The sequence below is a fragment of the Mesorhizobium sp. M1227 genome, from assembly GCF_040318315.1.
In the GTDB taxonomy this organism is placed as follows: Bacteria; Pseudomonadota; Alphaproteobacteria; order Rhizobiales; family Rhizobiaceae; genus Mesorhizobium.
In genome coordinates, this window is sequence record NZ_JAMYLZ010000020.1 from 1 (window position 1) to 16,795 (window position 16,795).

Genomic DNA, 16,795 nt, shown 5'->3' on the forward strand with positions numbered 1-16,795 from the left:
GGCAGTAGGGCAATATGTTTAAAGGGCGCTCGAACCTCTGCCCTACTGCCCTACTGCCTTACTGCCCTACTGCCCTACTGCCCTACTGCCCTACTGCCCTACTGCCCTACTGCCCTACTGCCCTACTGCCCTACTGCCTGCCATTTTAGGGGCTTACATCCGGCAAAACTCTTCCCTATAAGGCCCTCCTAGCCTGATACCAGAATCGCGAGCACAACCGGCCGGGTCATCCCGTCCGGCTTTTTGTGCAAGCCGCCCGCCGAACGGACCCTCGACATGCCAAGACGCACCGACATCAAGTCGATCCTGATCATCGGGGCCGGCCCCATTGTCATTGGCCAGGCCTGCGAATTCGACTATTCCGGCACCCAGGCCTGCAAGGCGCTGAAGGAAGAGGGTTTTCGCGTTATCCTGGTCAACTCCAATCCGGCCACCATCATGACCGATCCGGAACTGGCCGACGCCACGTACATCGAGCCGATCACGCCCGAAGTGGTGGCCAAGATCATCGCCAAGGAGCGGCCGGACGCGCTGCTGCCGACCATGGGCGGCCAGACCGCGCTCAACACCGCTCTGTCGCTGCGCCGCATGGGCGTGCTCGACCGCTATCAGGTCGAGATGATCGGTGCCGACGCCACCGCAATCGACAAGGCCGAGGACCGCGCGCTGTTTCGCGAGGCGATGAACAAGATCGGCCTGGAAACGCCGAAGTCGATGCTGGCCAACGCAACCGACGTCAAGAACGCCGACCGCAAGACGCACGAGGCCGAGCGCGCCGCGCTGAAGGCCGAGAAGCCGGAAAATCTCGACGCCGCGCTCGATGCTCTGGAAACGCGCTGGAACCTCGGTGAGGGCGACCGCAAGCAGCGCTATATCAGCTATGCCATGGCGATTGCAGCACAAGCGCTCGACCATGTCGGCCTGCCCGCAATTATCCGCCCCTCCTTCACTATGGGCGGCACCGGCGGCGGCATCGCCTACAACCGCGCCGAATTCTTCGAGATCGTCCAGTCCGGCCTCGACGCCTCGCCGACCACCGAAGTGCTGATCGAGGAGAGCGTGCTCGGCTGGAAGGAGTATGAGATGGAGGTTGTCCGCGACAAAGCCGACAACTGCATCATCGTCTGCTCGATCGAGAACATCGACCCGATGGGCGTGCATACGGGCGACTCGATCACCGTCGCCCCAGCGCTCACGCTGACCGACAAGGAATACCAGATGATGCGCAACGCCTCGATCGCGGTGCTGCGCGAGATCGGCGTCGAGACCGGCGGCTCCAACGTCCAGTTCGCCGTCAACCCGGCCGACGGCCGCCTGGTGGTGATCGAGATGAACCCGCGCGTCTCGCGCTCGTCGGCGCTGGCCTCCAAGGCGACCGGTTTTCCGATCGCCAAGATCGCCGCCAAGCTCGCCGTCGGCTACACGCTGGACGAGCTCGAGAACGACATCACCGGCGGAGCAACGCCGGCCTCGTTCGAGCCGAGCATCGACTATGTCGTGACCAAGATTCCGCGCTTTGCCTTCGAGAAGTTTCCCGGCGCCGAGCCGGTGCTGACCACCTCGATGAAGTCGGTCGGCGAGGTCATGGCCATCGGCCGCACCTTTCAGGAATCGCTGCAGAAGGCGCTGCGCGGGCTGGAGACCGGCCTGACTGGTCTGGACGAGATCGAGATCCCCGGCATCGGCCATGGGACGACAGCTGCCAGCCATGTCGATGACCGCAACGCCATTCGCGCCGCGCTGGGCACGCCGACGCCGGACCGGCTGCGCATGGTGGCGCAAGCGATCCGCATGGGCACCTCGCTGGGAGACGTGCACGCCATGTGCAAGATCGACCCGTGGTTCCTCGAACAGATCGCCGGCATTCTCGACATGGAGGCGCGCATCCGCGAGCACGGCATCCCCGAGGACGCCGCCAATCTGCGCATGCTGAAGGCGATGGGTTTCTCCGATGCCCGCCTCGCCTCCCTGGTCAGGAAGGATGTCGAAGAGATCCAGAAGATACGCGACAAGCTCGACGTTCATCCCGTCTACAAGCGTATCGACACCTGTGCCGCCGAATTCGCCTCGCCCACCGCCTACATGTATTCGACCTATGAGGTGCCGTTTGCCGGCGCGCTCGCCAACGAGGCGCAGGTCTCATCCCGGAAAAAGGTCATCATCCTCGGCGGCGGCCCCAACCGCATCGGCCAGGGCATCGAGTTCGACTATTGCTGCTGCCATGCCGCCTTTGCGCTGCGCGACGCCGGCTTCGAGGCGATCATGATCAACTGCAATCCCGAAACCGTCTCGACCGACTACGACACCTCCGACCGGCTCTATTTCGAGCCGCTGACGCCGGAGGACGTGCTGGAGATCCTGCGCGCCGAGCAGGCGTCCGGCGAGCTGGTCGGCGTCATCGTCCAGTTCGGTGGCCAGACGCCGCTGAAGCTCGCCGATGCGCTGGAGAAGGCCGGCATCCCGATCCTCGGCACCTCGCCCGACATGATCGATCTCGCCGAGGACCGCGACCGTTTCCAGAAGCTGTTGCACAAGCTTGGCCTCAGCCAGCCGAAGAACGGCATTGCCTATTCGGTCGAGCAGGCCCGCCTCGTCGCCGGCGAGCTCGGCTTCCCACTGGTGGTGCGCCCGTCCTATGTGCTCGGCGGCCGCGCCATGCAGATCATCCACGACGAGAGCATGCTGCAATCCTATCTGCTCGACACCGTGCCCGGGCTGGTGCCGGAGGACATCAAGCAGAAATACCCCAACGACAAGACCGGCCAGATCAACACGCTGCTCGGCAAGAACCCGCTTCTGTTCGATACCTATCTGTCGGGCGCCATCGAGGTCGACGTCGATTGCCTTTGCGACGGCAGGTCGACCTACGTCTCCGGCATATTGGAGCACATCGAGGAGGCCGGCATCCATTCCGGCGACTCGGCCTGTTCGCTGCCGGTGCATTCGCTGCCCTCCGAGCTGGTCGACGAGTTGGAGCGCCAGACGGCAGCACTTGCCCGCGCGCTCAATGTCGGCGGGCTGATGAACGTGCAGTACGCGATCAAGGACGGCACCGTCTATGTGCTGGAGGTCAACCCGCGGGCGTCGCGCACCGTGCCCTTCGTCGCCAAGACCATCGGCCGGCCGATCGCGAAGATTGCTGCCCGCATCATGGCCGGCGAAAGCCTGGAAGACGCCTTCGCCCATTACGGCGCCATGCCCGACCCGCGCAATCCCGGCCACATCGCGGTCAAGGAAGCGGTGTTCCCGTTCGCCCGCTTCCCCGGCGTCGACATATTACTCGGCCCGGAAATGCGCTCGACCGGCGAGGTCATGGGCCTCGACCGCGACTTCGCGCTGGCCTTCGCCAAGAGCCAGCTCGGGGCGGGTGTTGATCTCCCCCGCGCGGGCACGCTGTTCGTCTCGGTGCGCGACGAGGACAAGAAGGGCATATTGCCGGCAGTGAAGCGCCTTGCCGGCCAGGGTTTTAAAGTGCTCGCCACCTCCGGCACCGCCCGCTTCCTCGCCGAAAACGGCGTCGCCGCCGAAAAGATAAACAAGGTGCTGGAAGGCCGCCCGCACATCGAGGACGCCATCCGCAACCGCCAGGTGCAGATCGTCTTCAACACCACGGACGGCCAGAAGGCGGTGTCGGACTCAAAATCGCTGCGCCGCGCGACGCTGATGCAGAAGGTGCCGTATTACACCACGCTCTCGGGGGCCGCCGCGGTGGCCGAGGCGATTGCCGCGCTGAAGGCGGGGAGTTTGGAAGTGCGCCCCTTGCAGGAGTATTTTGCCTGAGGAACGCATTCGTCCCCATTTCAATGGGGAGACGATGCCGGCGGGTACTAGGGCGGCGCGGGTTTTGACAATCGTAGCCTTAACGTCTCTAAATGGGCAACAGGCAACCACGCTGCGCGATTGAGAAGCCCGATGTCTTGGACCACCTGAAGCGACGAGTGTTATCGGAGCTGAACGGCAACCCAGCGACATAACTTACGTTTTTGCACAACATTCCTGTTGATTATCCAACGGAAATCGATCGCCCTGCGGGCTAACCACTAGCGGTATATGCCAATTGGTATGAGAGTCTCGCATCTTGAGAGGTGGGATTTTAATGCGCATAAGGCGAGTACATATTCAAAACTTCCGAGGCGTCCGGCTCACGGAACTGCCCAATCTAGATGACCTAGTCGTTCTCGCAGGCCAGAATGGTTCAGGAAAATCATGTGTACTGGACGCCATACGTCTCATTAAGTCAGTATATGGCGGATACCAGCAAAACGAAGCTCATCAATGGTTTGGTGAGTTTCAGATCAACTTCTCAAACGACCCTGCCGCATTCATATCTCTCTTTAACGATCCGAATAAACCGCTCATTATTCAGATTGATATCGAAATCCACGAAGCTGAGAGAATCTATCTTAAACAGAATTCTGAGGCGCTAATCAGAGATCAAGCGTGGCGAGCTGTCGTGCCTGAACTATATGGATGGCGATCATTAAATGCAGCGCCTTTTACCGCTCAATTCCGCAGTCGAGAGCCCGAGGTAAAGATACAGGCCGATCAAGATTTTAAATTGTTTGAAGAGGAGATAGATCTTGAATTTATAACCGCAAGTATAGTTATTGAACCTAACAAACAGCCTGAATTCAATCCATCAAAGGTGCTTGAGCTTGTATTTAGCACCTTTGATATTAAGCATTTTGGCATCATTGACTATCACGGGCCTCACCGAATATACGGCAGAGAGGTTTTGAATTCAATCAACGTAAACTTGGATGCGATAGAAGCACAAAAAAAACAGAGCACGCTGTACAACTACAATGCAAAATACGGCAACGTCAAAAGCGAAATGGCGGCCCTGTATGTCAGAGAGGCTCTGTCAGAAAAGTCTGGATCTTTCGTAGAAAAAACACAATCTACGACCGATGTTCTGAAAGAGCTATTTGCAACTTTTTTCCCAGACAAAGAATTTTTGGGCCCTCAACCAACCTCTAATGGTAGTTTGCGCTTTCCTGTAAAGGTTGGAGGACGAGAGACACACGATTTAGATGAGCTAAGCTCAGGCGAAAAGGAAATCTTATATGGATATCTTCGCCTTCGCACCTCGACTCCGAAAAATTCTGTTATATTGCTTGATGAACCCGAACTCCATCTGAACCCAAGGCTGACCAGAAATCTCCCGGATTTCTATCATCGCCACCTTGCAAAAGCTCTGGGAAATCAGGTGTGGTTAATCACACATTCCGACGCGATCCTCCGTGAGAGCGTAGGAAGGCCTGGCGTCTCAGTTTTTCACATCACCCCAAGCGCATACGCAGTTGAACACTCTAGCCAGGCAACGTTGATCCGAGCGGATCAGGACCTTGAACGAGCAGTAATCGATCTAGTTGGAGATCTGGCAGCCTATAACCCCGGCGGTAAGATTGTTATTTTTGAAGGGGAAGAGTCTGACTTTGACATTCAGATGGCTTCTGAGCTGTTCCCTGAGTTGCCGAGCAGGGCCAATCTCATCTCTGGCTCGAATAAACATCGAGTGCGGGGACTACACATTTTGTTGGAGAAAATAACTATTTCGGGAAAACTTCCAACCTCTCACATTTTCTCCATCACTGATAGAGATTCTGATGATTCAGAGAATAGATCAATAGAAAATAGGCTTTGCTGGGATGCATACCATATCGAAAACTACCTCATTGAACCGAAATATTTGCGACTTGTCATGAACGACTTACTTGGGCATGAAACACCCCTCTCCGAGCAGGACATAGAGGAAGATCTAAAACTTTGCGCTGCCGAGACGGTGACGTCCTTGGTGGCCCATGAGGTATCTAACTCTGCCAATAGTAAGATCATTTCCGCTCTCAAGTTACGGGTTGACCCCCAAACTTCCAATGTCGCAGCGGCCGTAGCGAACGCAATTAGGAGCTATCGCAAAAGGATTGATGAACTTGTTTCAGACTCTCTTTCAGATACCGCGCTGATTGAGTTAGCGAGATCCGTCTCCGACTCTCTTCATGATGATATCCAAACCGGAAAATGGAAGCGGTCATTTCGCGGGCGCGATATTCTGAAGCGTTTTGTCGGGAAACATGGGAATGGAGCTAGATACAACCATTTCAGGAACTTGATAATCTCTAGGATGAGGGATCACGGACATCGACCGCCGGGAATGGCAGCGATCCTCAACCAACTGATTGCCCCAAAGCCGCTTATGTAGGCATTGCGGGTGACGGTCGTGCCACTCAGGCCGAGAAGCGCCGCTATCTCGTCTCACCCACCGCGACATACTCGATCTCATGTCAAACTCCATGCCCGCCTCGGCGGGCCAGTGCCGACGCTCGCCTCAGTCAAAGAAACCAATAAACCGTCCGGCGAACAGCACGGCCGTCCACAGCACCAGCGAAAGCACCGCCAGCACGGTGACGGTTCCGCCGGCCGGCTCGTCACCTGCGCGGCGCATGAAGACGAGGAAGTTGACCCCGGCAAGCAGGATGAGTGTCATCTTGGCGAGGAAGATCGGCATCGCCGCATACTCGCTCGCCCGGACTGAAAACAGCAGCGACCCCGTGACAAGCGCGCCGCCGAACGCGGCCAATGCGGTACGGCGCAGCAGCGCGACGAACGCCGTCTGCGGCAGCGAGCGGAAGGCGCCGAGGATCCTGAGATCCATGAGCCAGACGCTGGTGAGCAGCGCGCCGATCGACATAATGTGCAGTGCATTGATGATGGGGTAGGCGACGAACGAGGCCTTCAGTCCCCGCACCATAGCAAGCTGCTCGATGCCGGCAAAAAACCCGTCCATTCAGGCCGGCGGCACGCGGTCGGGATAGACATCATAGGTTTTGCCGCCGACGATGACGCGCACTGCCTTCATGCGTTTTTCGTTTTCGTCGCGCGAGCGGTTGCCGATCGCGGTCACCTCGTCGCCGATCTTGGCGACCTCCTCGGTAAAGCCGGCGGCGATCGTGCGGGACGGCGTCGCCATCTCCACCCGCCAGGCCTCTCCCTCGGCATCGACGTCCAGCGTGGCGTGCGGATTGCCGATATAGATGGCCGTGATCTTGCCCTTGAGTTCGAAAAATCCGTCCTGCGTCCACGACCAGCCGTGATGGGCATAGGCTGCGGTGGCGGCGGCAAGGATCACCGCCGCTGCCAGCATGACGCTTCGGTTGAAAGGTGACTGCATCGCTCGTCTCCTCGGTTCGGCATTAGAGGGTAGGTCAGCGCGCGGCAGCGTCAAATCACATGAGGTGTGCGCTGCCCCTCATTGCCCTGCCGGGCATTTCTCCCCGTATAGTGACGGGGAGAAAGGTGCCTTCGCCAAGGATTTCGCCAATCTCCAGAGTTGAAGAAAGGGAGCTGAGTTTGCCGCCAGCCCCCTTCTCCCCGTCCCTCTACGGGGAGAAGATGCCGGCAGGCAGATGAGGGGCGGCGCCGACTTCTACGATCGAGCGCCCGCTTGCCCCGACCCCTCACGCCGCCCAGTCGACTTCGGACATCCCCAGCCGTTCGTAGAGCCGGACCGCGGCGGCGTTCTCGACAGTGTTGGTCTTGAGATCGACATGCGCAGCACCCCTTGCCTGAAACACGGCGAAAGCGTGCCGCATCAGCGCCTCGGCGATGCCCTTGCCGCGCGCCTCGGGATGCACGGCAAGGTCTTTGACGAACGCCCGTGTCCAGCAGAGCGCCGCGCCCGTCAGCCGGCCCTTGCCGTCGATGACCAGGAAACACAAAGCTGGGTCGAATTCCGCGTCGGCCGAAATGCGCGGCCACCATTCGTCGAACGGCCCGTCGGCGCCGTCGTCGAACACCGCGGTCAACAGCGTATGCAAAGCGAGTGCATCCGCGGCTTCGAAGGCGCGCATGAAAAAACCTTCGGGCCAGCGCGGCGCCAGAAGCGTGTCGTCGAGGATCTTGCGCAGGCGGATGTCGTTTGGCGCCGGCGGACCCGGCTCAGGCATCGGGCTGCATGCGGCGGCGCAGGCTGTCGCTGCCGAGGCCGGTTTCGCCCAGCATCCCCTTGCGCTTGGCGTCGTAATAATAGCCGCTCTGGTAGAGCCGGTCGGCCCGCTTGGGGTTGCCTCCGCTGACCAGCCAGGCGCCGCGCAGATATTTCACCGCATATTTCAAATTGGTCTCGGCATCGAACAGGCCGCTTGCCGGCCCGTCATAGCCCATGCCGCGCGCCGTCGCGTGCTTGATCTGCATCAGCCCCCAATGGCCGTGATTGTAGGCTTTCGGGTTGAACGTGCTCTCGCGGTTGACGACATGGCGCACCAGATCGACCGGCACCTGGTAAAGCGCGGAATATTTCTCGATCAGTCGCTCGATCTCGCTGCGGCCGCCGGCGTTCGACTGACGCTCGGTGGGGTCGGTCGCGGCCAGAACGGCCGGGTCCTGCGGCAGCGTGTAGGAAACCGGCTGAACGCCGGGCATGGCCTCGGTCTGTTGGCTGACCGGCATGGCGACGGCTGGCGTCGCGGTAACAGGCAGGGCATTGGCGGTCATGACGGCGGGGGTAGTTGCCGCCAGCGGCGTCGGCCCGGCAAAGGCGGCGGCCGGCTCGATCGGCAGCGCCGCTGTCTGGGCGACGCCGGACGGCTCCGGCAGCACCGAAACCGTGTCAGGCAGCGCCAGCGTAAAGCCGGCATCGGTATTGGCCGTATTTTCGGTGAAGGCCGGCGTCGGGGTCACCGGCGAAGTCGAGGTGCAACCGCTGAGAGCGGCCACGGCCAACACCGCCGCAAGGACGGGAAAGAGGAATTTTGCTGGCAAGCGGCGCTCGGGTCCGGTTCGTCGGGTGTTAAGAAGTCCTTACACCAGCATCTTTCCTCGGGCAATCCGCGGTAGCCGGTGGTTTTCGGGTGGCGAGCCGGGCCGCGAAATGCGATATTGTTCTGGATTTGTACTTCGAAGGATTCCGGAAAGGAGCACGCCATGCACGCCTCTCATGCCACCGCCGGCCACGCGGTCTTCGAAACCGTGCTCGGCTTCATGGGCATCGCCTGGAGCGATGCCGGACTGACCCGGCTCTGCCTGCCGCAGCGCAATCGCGACGCGGTCGAGCGCCGGCTGCTGCGCCATGCCGCCGCCGACCAGCCTGCGAAGCCCGAGCCGCAATGGGTTGCCGAGCTGATCGCGTCGATCAAGGCCTATGCCGCCGGCGAGGATATAGATTTCTCCAACGTGCCGGTCGATCTCAGCGGCGTCGACGAGTTCCGCCTGGCGATCTATGACGCGGCACGAAAACTCGCCTTCGGCGAAACCACCACCTATGGCGAACTGGCCAAACGCGCCGGCCATGCCGGGCTGGCGCGTGAGACGGGCGCCGCACTCGGCGCCAACCCGGTGCCGCTGGTCATCCCCTGTCACCGCATCCTTGCCGCCGGCGGCAAGATCGGCGGATTTTCCGCGGCCGGCGGCTCGGCCACCAAAGAAAAGATGCTGGCAATGGAAGGCGTACGCGTCGGCCCGCCGCCCCCGGCGCAGGTGTCGTTCGGGTTTTAGTGGTGCTGATATTCAGGCGAGGCCGGCACCCGGCGCACCATTTCGTCCCACTCTAATCCGGAAGCAGGCGCCGGCGAAAACGCCGGTCGATCTCCACCCGCTTGCATTTGTAGACGGTGCAGGAATTCGTGTCGGCGCTCGGCACCGAGGCCCGCGCCCTGACCTCGCCGATGTCGCAGAATTGCTGGCTCCGCACATAGCGGTCATAGAGCGCCAGCCCCGGCACGCGCGCCGATCTGTAGCGCAGGATGACCGCGCCCTCGCGCGCGATCGTCGCCTGCACCCTGCCGCAGCTCATGCGGGTCGGGTCGTAGCGTGAGACCGCCTGCGCCTCGGCGGCCACCAGGGTCAGGCAAGCGGCAAGCAGAACGATTTTCATGTCCCTCCCCCCAAAACCCGTGCCCGAAGCTGTCGCGATCCTCCCGCGTCAGGCGCGCAACGACGACGCTCTCACGTGATTGGGGCGGCCGTTGGGCAGCGTTGCCGTCGCGCCATTTTCCGCCCCGTCTTGTTTTTTGCGCGAAGGCATATTATATGCGGTCCATTGATATTTCGGCCGATCGATCCGGGCCTCGCGATCTTCGCGTTTGCTGACGTTCTATCTCCAAAATCTCGATACAAACCGGCTGGGTTTCGGCCCAGTCAAACTAAAGCAAACGTAAAGGACTATCGAAATGGCAACAGGTACGGTCAAGTGGTTTAATTCCACCAAGGGTTTCGGCTTCATTCAGCCTGACAGCGGCGGCGCGGACGTTTTCGTCCACATCTCCGCAGTCGAGCGTGCTGGACTGTCGACCCTGGTTGAAGGCCAGAAGATCAACTTCGAGATCGAGCAGGACCGCCGCACTGGCAAGTCGTCCGCTGGATCTCTGAGCAAGGCAGCCTGATTTTGCGAATGGCGCGCGCCGGGCGATAGCCCGGGGCGCGCGGCAAGTCACGGATGTACTGGCGGTCGCGCGAGAAGCGCGCCGGAGCGAAAGACCCCGACAAGCCGAAGCAGCAGATTGCTGCCGGCCCGGCCAAAACGCTCCCGATCAGGCTACCAAGCATGGGAAGGCGGGATTTTGTCCCGCCTTTTTGCTGTCTGGATTTTAAACGCCGACAATTGGCGAAACCGGCGATACAGCTCCTTCTCCCCGTATAGTGACGGGGAGAAGGACGCTTTCGCCAAAGCTTTCGCCAATTGTCAACGTTGCTCAGCAAAGTCGGCGAGCTGCGCTCAACCCACCCACTCCAGCGGCACATGCCCCGGATCGGCCTCGACCCTTTTCAGCCAGGCGGCAACCGCCGGATAGGCGTCGAGCTGAAACCCGCCCGTCTCGGCCGTATGCGTATAGGCATAGAGCGCGATGTCGGCGACGCTGAGCGCATTGCCGGCAAAGAACGTGCTCCCGGCCAGGTGCTTGTCCATGACGCCGAGCGCCTTGTTGCCGCGCTCCAGCGTCAGCGCCAGCCGCTCGGGCGTTGCGTCCTTGGCTCTTTCAGGGAAGGTCAGCAGCGCCCTGCGCACGGCGATATAAGGCTCGTGGCTGTATTGCTCGAAGAACAGCCACTGATAGGCCAGCGCGCGTTCGTATCTGTCCGCTGGCAGAAACCGCGTGCCTTCGGCGAGATAGAGCAGGATGGCATTGGATTCGGCCAGCCGCCGGCCGTCGTCGAGTTCGAGCAGCGGCACCATGGCGTTCGCGTTTTTCGCGACATAGTCGGGCTTGCGCGTGTCGCCGGTGTGCGAGCTGACCTCGACATTGGTGAAAGCGATGCCGAGCTTGGCCATCAACAGGCGCGGCTTGTAGCAATTGCCGCTGTCGATCATTCCATAGAGTATCATCGGTGCTCCCCCTTGCTCGCAACCACCCCTCTCAGGGCTTGATCCAGCCTCTATCGCGGCAGCGGCGGCTTCATCCAGTGATTTGTTTTGGCGTAAGCATCAGCGCCGCTGATGCATTTCAGGATATGTCGAGATTCAAGTCAGGCCGAGCCGAGAAGAGCGGGTTCCGAGAACCGGAGCGGAGCGTACTTTTTGGGTACGTGAGCACCGGAAGCGCAGGACCCCCCGTTCGCAGGCCGGCATCACTTGAATATCGGCATATCCTAGCCGAACAAGGGGATGACGTTGCTATCCCTGCCAAGCAGCCTGTCGATCGACAGAGGCTCCTCGTCGAACAGCGTACCGGCCAGCGCCGGCCGGGCAAGGTAAAAGCCCTGCAGCAGGTCGACGCCGCCATCCAGCGCGACGCGCAGATGCGTGGCGTTCTCGACGCCTTCGACCAGCACCTTGGCGCCACGGTCGTGCAGCGTCGAAACCAGCGGCCGGAAAAACCGCTCGGCGGCGGCATGGCGGCAGAATTCTGCGAACCAGGTGCCGTCGATCTTGACGATGTCGGGCTGCACCGGCGCTACCCTTTCTTCGGTCGAATGCCCGGTGCCGAAATCGTCGATGGCGATGCGGACGCCGTCGCGCCGCATCTCGCGCGCCAGGCTGACAAGCACCTTGTCGCCGGCCGCCTGTTCGGTGATCTCGCAGACCAGCATGCCGGGATGCAGGCCGAAATCCGCCAGATGCCTGGTCATCAGCCTGATTTCGGCCAGCGCCCGTGCGGGGTCATCGTTGATCAGCGGATTGTAGTTGAAGAAGAGGTCGAGCCCGTCGACGCCGATGTTGCGGAAGTTGCGCAAATGCAGCACCCGGCACATGGTTTCGACAAACAGCCGATCCGCTGCCGGCACGCCTTCGAAGAAGATTTGCGGCGCCACCGGCCTGCCTGCACGGTGCGGCTCGATCAGTCCCTCGACCGCAACGGCGGCGAGAAACCTGCCGCGCGGCGCGAAGACCGGCTGATAGGCGCTCCTCAGCCGGAATGCGCCGTAGACGCCATATTCGATGCCGACCTCGTCGGCAAAGATCGCTTCGCCGACCTTGCGCCGCATGTCGGCCCGCCCGGTCACGATGCCACCCTGCGCCCGAAAGCCCGCATCGGTCGCCGCGAGGTCGAAACGGCCGTGGGCACTTTGTCCTTATCGGGCGACACCGCTGATGCCTGCCCGGCCTTGTCGAAGACGTGAAAGCTGGTCGGTGCAAGCTCCGGGCGTGCCAGCACGAAGCCTTGCACCATCGAGGCGCCCGACTTTTCGGCGAGCTCGAGCTGCCAGCCCGTCTCGATGCCCTCGAATACCGTACGGATGCCTTGCTCTTCGAAGCTGGTCACCATAGCGGTCAGCAAGGCGAAGCCGGCACCGGATTCCATCAGCGTCATGATCCAGTCGGCGTCGAACTTGACGATGTCTGGCCTGAGTTCCTTGATGCGATTGATGTCGGATTCGTCCGCGCCGTAATCGTCGACGGCAATGCGCAAACCATTGCCCCTGAGCGCCTCGACGAAATTGTAGAGCGTTTCCTGCGACGCCGATTTCTGTTCGGTGACCTCGCAGACGACGCGGTGCGGATCGATGTCGGCCTCGTGCAGCACCAGCCGCATTTCGCGCAGCGCCTTGTCGGCGATGCTGCGGTCGGTGAACACCGATGGATCGAAATTAATGAAGATGGAGGCGTCTCGCGGCAGGCAGGCGCCGGCGTTCAGAAGGTGCAGCGTCCGTGTCAGCGCCTCGATATGCAGGCGGTCGACCGCCGGACAGCTGTTGAAGAAACTCATCGGCGGCTGCGGCTCGCCTTCGCGGAACGGCCGGATCAGCCCCTCGAACGCGACGACGGAAAGCTTGCCCTTGTTGAAGGCGAAGATCGGCTGGAACGCGCTTTGCAGCGTATAGACCCCCCAGACACCGCTGGCGGTGCCGTCATCATGGCGGATGATATGGGCAAGCCCGATGCTGCGCGTCACGGTTCCTCGCTGTGCGAGACTGGCGGACCGGCTACGGTCCTGCCGTTCTAGCTTTTACCGATCGTTGGTGAATTTATTGTTGCCAGCATTGCGCGCTGGCTCATTCGACAATGCCTGCGCTGGGCTTGCGCTTGACCAGATGATGCGACATGAGAGGCGCCGCGGCGCTTTCGCCCGCCGGTCTTTTCTGGAGATATCTGTCATGGCCTTTCTTGCCGACGTCCTTTCCCGCGTAAAGCCTTCCGCGACCATCGCGGTGACGCAGAAGGCGCGCGAGCTGAAAAACGCCGGCCGCGACGTGATCGGGCTGGGCGCCGGCGAGCCGGACTTCGACACCCCCGACAACATCAAGCACGCCGCGATCGAGGCGATCCGCCGCGGCGAGACGAAGTATCCGCCGGTATCCGGCATTGTGCCGCTGCGCGATGCGATCGCAAAAAAATTCAAGCGCGAGAACAATCTCGACTACCCGCCGGAGCAGACCATCGTCGGCACCGGCGGCAAGCAGATCCTGTTCAACGCCTTCATGGCGACGCTGAACCCCGGCGACGAAGTGATCATCCCGCGGCCCTACTGGGTCAGTTATCCCGAAATGGTGGCGATCTGCGGCGGCACCTCGGCCTTTGCCGACACCTCCATCGACAACGGCTTCAAGCTGACGGCGGCCGTGCTGGAAAAGGCGATCACGCCGCGCACCAAATGGCTGTTGATGAACTCGCCGTCCAACCCCTCGGGCGCCGCCTATACCGAAGCGGAGCTCAAGGGCCTGGCCGACGTGCTGTTGAAGCACCCGCATGTCTGGGTGCTGACCGACGACATGTACGAGCACCTGACTTATGGCGACTTCGTCTTCAAGACCATCGCCGAGGTCGAGCCGAAGCTCTATGAGCGCACGCTGACGATGAACGGCGTGTCAAAGGCCTATGCCATGACCGGCTGGCGCATCGGCTACGCGGCAGGCCCGGTGCCGCTGATCAAGGCGATGGACATGATCCAGGGCCAGCAGACCTCCGGCGCCTGCACCATCGCCCAATGGGCGGCGGTCGAAGCGCTGAACGGCCCGCAGGATTTCATCCCGAAGAACAAGGCGATCTTCCAGGGCCGGCGCGATCTCGTCGTCTCGATGCTCAACCAGGCGCGCGGCATCACCTGCCCGTCGCCGGAGGGTGCGTTCTACGTCTATCCCTCCTGTGCCCAGCTGATCGGCAGGAGGACCAAGAACGGCAAGGTGATCGACAGCGACGAAACCTTCTGCTCCGAACTGCTCGAGGCCGAGGGCGTGGCGGTTGTTTTCGGCTCGGCCTTTGGCCTCGGCCCGAACTTCCGCATCTCCTACGCCACGTCGGAGGCTCTGCTCGAAGAGGCCTGCACGCGCATCCAGCGCTTTACCGCCGCGCTGGTCTGAGACGTTTCAGCCGCCATACTGCTCGTCGTTCACCTTCTCCAGCCAGTCGACATGCACACCCTCAAGCGCCTCCTGCATGGCGATGTGGGTCATCGCCGATTTGGGCGCGGCGCCGTGCCAGTGCTTTTCGCCGGCCGCAAAGGAGATGACGTCGCCGGCCCTGATCTCCTGCGGCGGCCCGCCCCAGCTTTGCACGAGACCGGCACCGGATGTGACATAGAGCGTCTGGCCAAGCGGATGCGTGTGCCAGTGGGTGCGGGCGCCGGGCTCGAAGCTGACCAGCGTGGCTCTGAGCCGCGCCGGCGCCTCTTTCTCGATGATCGGCGTCTGCAAAACCCGGCCAGTGAAGTATTTTTCCGGCGCAACAATCGTCGGCACGCTGCCGCAGGCAATGATCTTCATCGTCGCAAATCCTCGATTCAATCCAGTGTCTTAGACCCTACCACTTTCGTCCGATGCCGGCTGCATCTCCTGCCGGCTGCGGGCAAAACGCGGCCAGAACAGACCGGTCCGCGTGCGGTAAGCGTCGTAGGCATCGGCCAACCTTGTCCGCGAAAATTTTCGCTCTTCGTCCAAGGCCGCGATCACGTAGATCGTAACGATGCCGGCGACCGGCACCACCGCCCAGACCGACCAGGTCGCGATACCCCATCCGACCCAGAAGATGATGTAGGACGTGTAGAACGGATGCCGGACATGGAGATAAGGGCCTTCGGTCACCAGGCTGTCAGGATTGTCAGGATCGAATGCGAACCGCAGCCCCGCCTTGCGGGAGACCGAGATCGCCCACCAGAACAGCGCCGAGCTTGCCAGTTCGATGGCGAGCCCGCCGATCTTCGCCGCCAATGGCTGCCGCTCGATCCACAGCAGCGCAAGAAAGAACAGCGCCGTGCCGACCACGACGGCCGAAATGATCATCGCGCCTGGAGACATGCTCGGCGACTGGAAATGCGCGCGCATCGACCAGGCATATTGGCCGAGCGTCGCGATGCTGCTGATCGAGACGAGAAGGTCGAGTGTGGACTCCATCATCAGGCTCCGGGGGTTAGCTGTGGTGGATTCGTTCATCATACCCGGCGCAAGCCGAGAAATCATTTCTTAACCACCGTTCTAAACAACATGGTGACCTCGGCATGCGATGTTGACCTGGAGACAATCCCAAGGTCCAAACCAGATATGGCCGTTTCCCACCGCACGATCCGTACGCCGCAAGCGGATTTGCGCCTCAGCCAGTCGTCGGGACCCGGCATCCCGCTTGTCCTGATCCACGGCTCAGGCAGTTCGCGCGCCGTATTCGCCCGCCAGTTCGACAGCCCGTTGGCCGCTGCCCATCGGTTGATTGCTTTCGACCTGCCCGGCCATGGCGAATCGTCGGACGCCCGCGATCCGGCGACGGACTACACAATCGCCGGCCTTGCCCAATCGGCGGCCCAGCTCCTCGATGCCTTGGGCATCGGCCGCGCGGTCGTCTTCGGCTGGTCGCTTGGCGGGCACGTGGCAATCGAACTCGCGAGTTTTCACCGCGCCGTCGGCGGGCTGATGCTGACCGGCGCGCCGCCGGTATCGAAGGGTCCTTTCGGCATGCTGCGCGGCTTCCACGCGCATTGGGACATGCTGCTGGCGTCCAAAAAGACGTATTCCGAACGCGATGCCGAGCGCTTCGAGACGCTGTGTTTCGGCGACACCGCCGATCCGTCCTTTCGCCAAGCCATCCTGCGCACCGACGGCCGGCTGCGCGCCGCGGTGACGCGCGGCATGCTCACCGGCAAGGGTGCCGACCAGAGACAGGTGGTCGAGCAAGCCGCGTTTCCGGTCGCTATCGTCAATGGCGAGAACGATCCGTTCGTCCGGCTCGGCTATTTTGAGACGCTCGCCTACGGCTCGCTGTGGGAGCATTGCCACATCGTCTCCGGCGCCGGGCATGCGCCTTTCTGGGAGCGTGCGGACCTGTTCAATCCGTTGCTCGCGCGCTTTGCCGAGACGGTGGCGGTGCAGCGCGTGGACGCACCCCCGCTGGCGTCGCGCCTGACCGGCACCGGCTGAACCGGCCCCAACTTCAAAT

General features: G+C 61.5%; 16 protein-coding genes. 6 read left to right on the forward strand and 10 right to left on the reverse strand.

The features are described 5' to 3' along the window. Nucleotides 1–276 precede the first annotated feature (276 nt). Together carB and NKH28_RS21400 are read left to right on the forward strand one after the other, a co-directional pair. Nucleotides 277–3,780, forward strand: a complete 3,504-nt coding sequence (carB, locus tag NKH28_RS21395; RefSeq protein ID WP_352980357.1) for a carbamoyl-phosphate synthase large subunit — start codon at nt 277–279, stop codon at nt 3,778–3,780. 316 nt (nt 3,781–4,096) lie between these two features. After that, entirely contained in the window at nt 4,097–6,202 is a 2,106-nt protein-coding gene (locus tag NKH28_RS21400) for an ATP-binding protein (RefSeq protein WP_352980358.1), read from the forward strand. Nucleotides 6,203–6,328: 126 nt separating this feature from the next. Here the strand turns inward: NKH28_RS21400 and NKH28_RS21405 are convergent, their stop codons facing one another. The 4 genes from NKH28_RS21405 to NKH28_RS21420 form a co-directional block, all read right to left on the reverse strand. Continuing rightward, the gene (locus tag NKH28_RS21405; RefSeq protein ID WP_352980359.1) at nt 6,329–6,787 is read right to left on the reverse strand and encodes a hypothetical protein; all 459 of its coding nucleotides are present in this window, start codon (nt 6,785–6,787) and stop codon (nt 6,329–6,331) included. Next, nucleotides 6,788–7,171, reverse strand: a complete 384-nt coding sequence (locus NKH28_RS21410) for a DUF6152 family protein (RefSeq protein ID WP_352772968.1) — start codon at nt 7,169–7,171, stop codon at nt 6,788–6,790. A gap of 286 nt (nt 7,172–7,457) precedes the next feature. Beyond that, nucleotides 7,458–7,946 (reverse strand): GNAT family N-acetyltransferase, encoded by a 489-nt coding sequence (locus tag NKH28_RS21415; protein ID WP_352816141.1) that lies wholly within the window; start codon nt 7,944–7,946, stop codon nt 7,458–7,460. Continuing rightward, a complete protein-coding gene (locus NKH28_RS21420) occupies nt 7,939–8,715 on the reverse strand; it encodes a transglycosylase SLT domain-containing protein (RefSeq protein ID WP_352774805.1) in 777 nt (258 codons plus the stop codon). The genes NKH28_RS21415 and NKH28_RS21420 overlap by 8 nt, the downstream gene beginning before the upstream one ends. 207 nt (nt 8,716–8,922) lie before the next feature. Here NKH28_RS21420 and NKH28_RS21425 point away from each other — a divergent pair, with 207 nt between their 5' ends. Next, the gene (locus tag NKH28_RS21425; protein ID WP_352541077.1) at nt 8,923–9,492 is read left to right on the forward strand and encodes a methylated-DNA--[protein]-cysteine S-methyltransferase; all 570 of its coding nucleotides are present in this window, start codon (nt 8,923–8,925) and stop codon (nt 9,490–9,492) included. Between the two features lie 52 nt (nt 9,493–9,544). Here NKH28_RS21425 and NKH28_RS21430 read toward each other — a convergent pair whose 3' ends face one another. Continuing rightward, nucleotides 9,545–9,871 carry a hypothetical protein gene (locus NKH28_RS21430; protein ID WP_352541076.1) on the reverse strand — a complete coding sequence of 109 codons (327 nt, stop codon included), beginning with the start codon at nt 9,869–9,871 and terminating at the stop codon, nt 9,545–9,547. A gap of 295 nt (nt 9,872–10,166) precedes the next feature. Between NKH28_RS21430 and NKH28_RS21435 the strand changes: the two genes are divergently transcribed. Continuing rightward, nucleotides 10,167–10,379: a cold-shock protein gene (locus NKH28_RS21435; RefSeq protein ID WP_023678332.1), complete on the forward strand. Its 213-nt coding sequence runs from the start codon at nt 10,167–10,169 to the stop codon at nt 10,377–10,379. 332 nt (nt 10,380–10,711) lie between these two features. Here the strand turns inward: NKH28_RS21435 and NKH28_RS21440 are convergent, their stop codons facing one another. From NKH28_RS21440 to NKH28_RS21450, 3 genes are all read right to left on the reverse strand, one after another. Then, nucleotides 10,712–11,320 carry a glutathione S-transferase family protein gene (locus tag NKH28_RS21440; RefSeq protein WP_352541074.1) on the reverse strand — a complete coding sequence of 203 codons (609 nt, stop codon included), beginning with the start codon at nt 11,318–11,320 and terminating at the stop codon, nt 10,712–10,714. 263 nt (nt 11,321–11,583) lie between these two features. Further along, nucleotides 11,584–12,438 (reverse strand): EAL domain-containing protein, encoded by an 855-nt coding sequence (locus NKH28_RS21445; protein ID WP_352980360.1) that lies wholly within the window; start codon nt 12,436–12,438, stop codon nt 11,584–11,586. Next, nucleotides 12,435–13,328 carry an EAL domain-containing protein gene (locus NKH28_RS21450; RefSeq protein WP_352541073.1) on the reverse strand — a complete coding sequence of 298 codons (894 nt, stop codon included), beginning with the start codon at nt 13,326–13,328 and terminating at the stop codon, nt 12,435–12,437. The genes NKH28_RS21445 and NKH28_RS21450 overlap by 4 nt, the downstream gene beginning before the upstream one ends. Before the next feature lie 202 nt (nt 13,329–13,530). Here NKH28_RS21450 and NKH28_RS21455 point away from each other — a divergent pair, with 202 nt between their 5' ends. Continuing rightward, nucleotides 13,531–14,733, forward strand: a complete 1,203-nt coding sequence (locus tag NKH28_RS21455; protein WP_352980361.1) for a pyridoxal phosphate-dependent aminotransferase — start codon at nt 13,531–13,533, stop codon at nt 14,731–14,733. Between the two features lie 6 nt (nt 14,734–14,739). Here the strand turns inward: NKH28_RS21455 and NKH28_RS21460 are convergent, their stop codons facing one another. Continuing rightward, nucleotides 14,740–15,135 carry a (R)-mandelonitrile lyase gene (locus NKH28_RS21460; protein WP_352980362.1) on the reverse strand — a complete coding sequence of 132 codons (396 nt, stop codon included), beginning with the start codon at nt 15,133–15,135 and terminating at the stop codon, nt 14,740–14,742. Between the two features lie 30 nt (nt 15,136–15,165). Next, nucleotides 15,166–15,765 carry a methyltransferase family protein gene (locus NKH28_RS21465; protein WP_352541071.1) on the reverse strand — a complete coding sequence of 200 codons (600 nt, stop codon included), beginning with the start codon at nt 15,763–15,765 and terminating at the stop codon, nt 15,166–15,168. A 144-nt stretch (nt 15,766–15,909) separates the two neighbouring features. Between NKH28_RS21465 and NKH28_RS21470 the strand changes: the two genes are divergently transcribed. Continuing rightward, nucleotides 15,910–16,776: an alpha/beta fold hydrolase gene (locus tag NKH28_RS21470; protein ID WP_352475048.1), complete on the forward strand. Its 867-nt coding sequence runs from the start codon at nt 15,910–15,912 to the stop codon at nt 16,774–16,776. The last annotated feature ends 19 nt before the right edge of the window (nt 16,777–16,795 follow it).